This is a genomic window from Candidatus Eisenbacteria bacterium, from assembly GCA_030017955.1.
Lineage (GTDB): Bacteria > Eisenbacteria > RBG-16-71-46 > JASEGR01 > JASEGR01 > JASEGR01.
This window is the reverse complement of sequence record JASEGR010000157.1, coordinates 1-2,896: the sequence shown is the minus strand read 5'-3', so window position 1 is coordinate 2,896 and position 2,896 is coordinate 1. Positions and strand designations below refer to the sequence as shown.

The window sequence follows — 2,896 nt, the reverse complement described above, 5'->3', positions numbered from 1 at the left end:
GGTGGGAATTCCGAATGCTTAAAAACTACAAGGAGGGAAAACTTTCGCTTGAGGGCTTGGCGAAAAAGCTTGACCTTTCAATAAGCGAAACCATAGATATGCTTGCTGAGCTTGGAATAGAAGCGCCCATAGGTTTTGATGACTACTTAAAGGGATTTGACGTATTTAGGGACAAGTAAGAACTCAGTAATACCTCTTTTCTTCGATGTGGTCTTCTGCGAGGTTGATGCCCCATTCGGTGAGGATCTTTGAAACAGCCCGTTCACCGCTTTCGATGCAATTCGGAACCCCTACCCCTCTGTAGCAGCCGCCGGCGAGGGCGAGGCCGGGGATCTGAACACTACGATCCTCGATCACCGCGACCCGCTCAAGGTGCCCAAGCGTATATTGCGGCATGCCGAGATGCCACCGAAAGATGCGCGTAAATAAAGGCTTCGCAAACGGGTTGAGGCCCAGGATATCACGAAACTCGGCAAGCACTATCTCCACAAGCTCCTCATCCGAACGCTTCAAAATCTCCTGGTTGTGCGGACCGCCGACGAAACCGCGCAGTAGCACCTTGCCTTTAGGCGCTCTGCCTGGCCACTTGGTGGAGGAGTAAGTAGCCGCCATAAGCGCTCGGCCCTCTACGAGGGGGCACAGAACCCCGAACGCATTCAGATCGAAGCCGACCTCGCTTTCGTTAAAGGCGACCGAGATTGTCGCCGATGAGGAGGTCGGTATGTCGGCAAGCGCATCTGCGATGGCCTGGTCGTGCGGACGGAGGAGGGGCTGGGCGGCCCATGATTCGGTGGCGATGATGACAGCGTCGCCCTCAATGGTTGAATCGTCAGATAAACGAGCACTCCATTTACTTTGACTAATACTTTGAAGTGAGGTGACAGTCAAACCTGTGCGCATATTCTCCCGACCCGCTACCTCTGCCATTCGGTCTGTAAGTTCCTGCATACCATTGACAAATGAGGCGAAGAATGTGCGAGGTTTCTCGCCCGGCTTAGGAGGGTACTTGCGCCGCATCTCTTCAACCATGCGGCGAGCCGCGATGAAGCCCTTCATGAGCGACCCATACTTCTGCTCCATTTCAAGGAGGCGCGGAAAAGTTGCGGCTAATGACATCTGAGATGGGTCGGAGGCGTGAACGCCGCCGACAAGCGGTTCCGCCAGACGATCAAGGCACTCCCTGCCCATGCGGCGGACCACAAAGCTCTCGAGAGTCTCGTCGTTGAACTCACCTGGAGCAACCTTTTTCGGCGGAATCAGAAGGTCCATAGCCATCCGTATCTTGCCGGGCCATGAGAACAAGCCTGTTGTGGCGAACGGAACGAACTTCGTGGGCGCAAACATCATGACGCCATCTGGCATCTGATGAAGTTTGCCTCGAGACAAAATCCACGTCTTCCTCCGGGAGTCATCCGTGGGTAACTCATCGTCGAAAATCCCTGTGAGTTTAGCGATGCGGTGACATGCCGGTTTTTCGGTCAGGAAACAGTCAGGTCCACCATCTACGACAAACCTTCCCTTTTCCGAAGGATCGGGTACCATCTCCGTTTGAATTTTACCGCCGAGGCGACGGTCCTTCTCGATCAGAACGAACTCAACTTCGTGGCCCTCGGATGCAGCCCTGGTCACTTTGTAGGCCGCGCCAAGCCCGGCAATGCCTCCGCCAATAATGATGATGCGTTTCACTTGATCTCCCTCGTCCACCCTCACCCCTACCCTCTCCCCTGCCTTCGCCGAAACGCCTGCCCTCCGCAAGGCTTCTGGAGGCGGGCTTCGTGCAGGCAGGCATCAAGGGAGGGGGAGATTAAAGGTGGAAATTTTCTTCCACAATGGTTGCCAGAGTTTCGATAAACCCCTCGGAGTAGTTAAGAGAAGGTGTTCGCTTTAATACCATCCCCAAGGACTCGGCTTTTTCTTTGTAAAGGATATCGATATCGTAGAGAATTTCAATATGGTCCGATACAAAACCGATCGGGATGATGAGGACCTCTTTGACTCCAATCTTGCTAATCTCCGACAAAACGCTTTCAACATCCGGACCGATCCACTTCCCCGGGCCGCCCCCCTTGCTCTGGAAGGCCATATGCCAGGGAAACAGCCCGATTCTTTTCAGAACCTCATCTACACTCTCCTTCATATCGTCAATATAGGGATCGTTCCCGACGATTGACTCCGGAAGGCTATGGGCAGTAAAAATAAGATGAACCCTCTTTCTTTCTTCCGGAGTAAACTGTTTCAATCCCTCTTCCACCTTCTCAACTGCCATCTTTAAAAAGAGAGGATGGGAATGCCATCCCTCGATAAAAGTGATTCTTAATTTTTCTCCTGAGATTTTATTGGCTCGATTCAACTCCTCCTTATAAGCGCCTGTGCTGAATCGGGACCGGAAAGGAGCCATTGGAATAGCAACAACCTCTTTGATTCCGTCTTGAAGTATTTCATTCAATGTCTCCTCAATCAACGGCTGACTGTATCGCATCCCCACAAACGATTTGAAGGAATAACCCCTCGCGTTTAGTCTCTCTTCCAGGGCCCTGGCCTGTCTCTCCGTGATGACGGGAAGGGGCCAAGATCCCCCAATCAAGCGATAGCGTTCCTTAACCCTTTCGAGCAGTTCATGGGAGGGCTTTCGTCCGAAGAGGCGGGCCAGTAAAAATTCAACCTCTTCGAGTGAACGGGGACCACCAAAGGCCAAAAGAAGAAGGGCTTTCATCATTTGCTTAGAAAATAAGGGGATGTTCAAAGGTAACGGCAAGGATGCCCGCCCTGTACCATATTAGGTTCAGGGCCCGTATCGTTAAATTGAAAATGATGTTTGTCGTTGTCGAAGCTCGTATCGATGCTCGTTCCGCGTCTTTCGGTTAAGGTAACGAGGCCCGTTTCGGTTATCGGTAAC

General features: G+C 52.2%; 2 protein-coding genes. Both read right to left on the bottom strand.

Features of this window, described 5'->3' with window-relative positions:
- Positions 1-183: 183 nt before the first annotated feature.
- Positions 184-1,686, bottom strand: coding sequence for a protoporphyrinogen oxidase (hemG, locus tag QME66_13195; protein MDI6809903.1), 1,503 nt, complete (start codon positions 1,684-1,686; stop codon positions 184-186).
- Between the two features lie 118 nt (positions 1,687-1,804).
- A complete protein-coding gene (gene hemH, locus QME66_13190) occupies positions 1,805-2,713 on the bottom strand; it encodes a ferrochelatase (GenBank protein ID MDI6809902.1) in 909 nt (302 codons plus the stop codon).
- Positions 2,714-2,896 lie beyond the last annotated feature (183 nt).

Excerpts from the sequence above, each read along its gene's own strand:
- hemH (MDI6809902.1), bottom strand. The coding sequence starts at position 2,713 with ATGAAAGCCCTTCTTCTTTTGGCCTTTGGTGGTCCCCGTTCACTCGAA.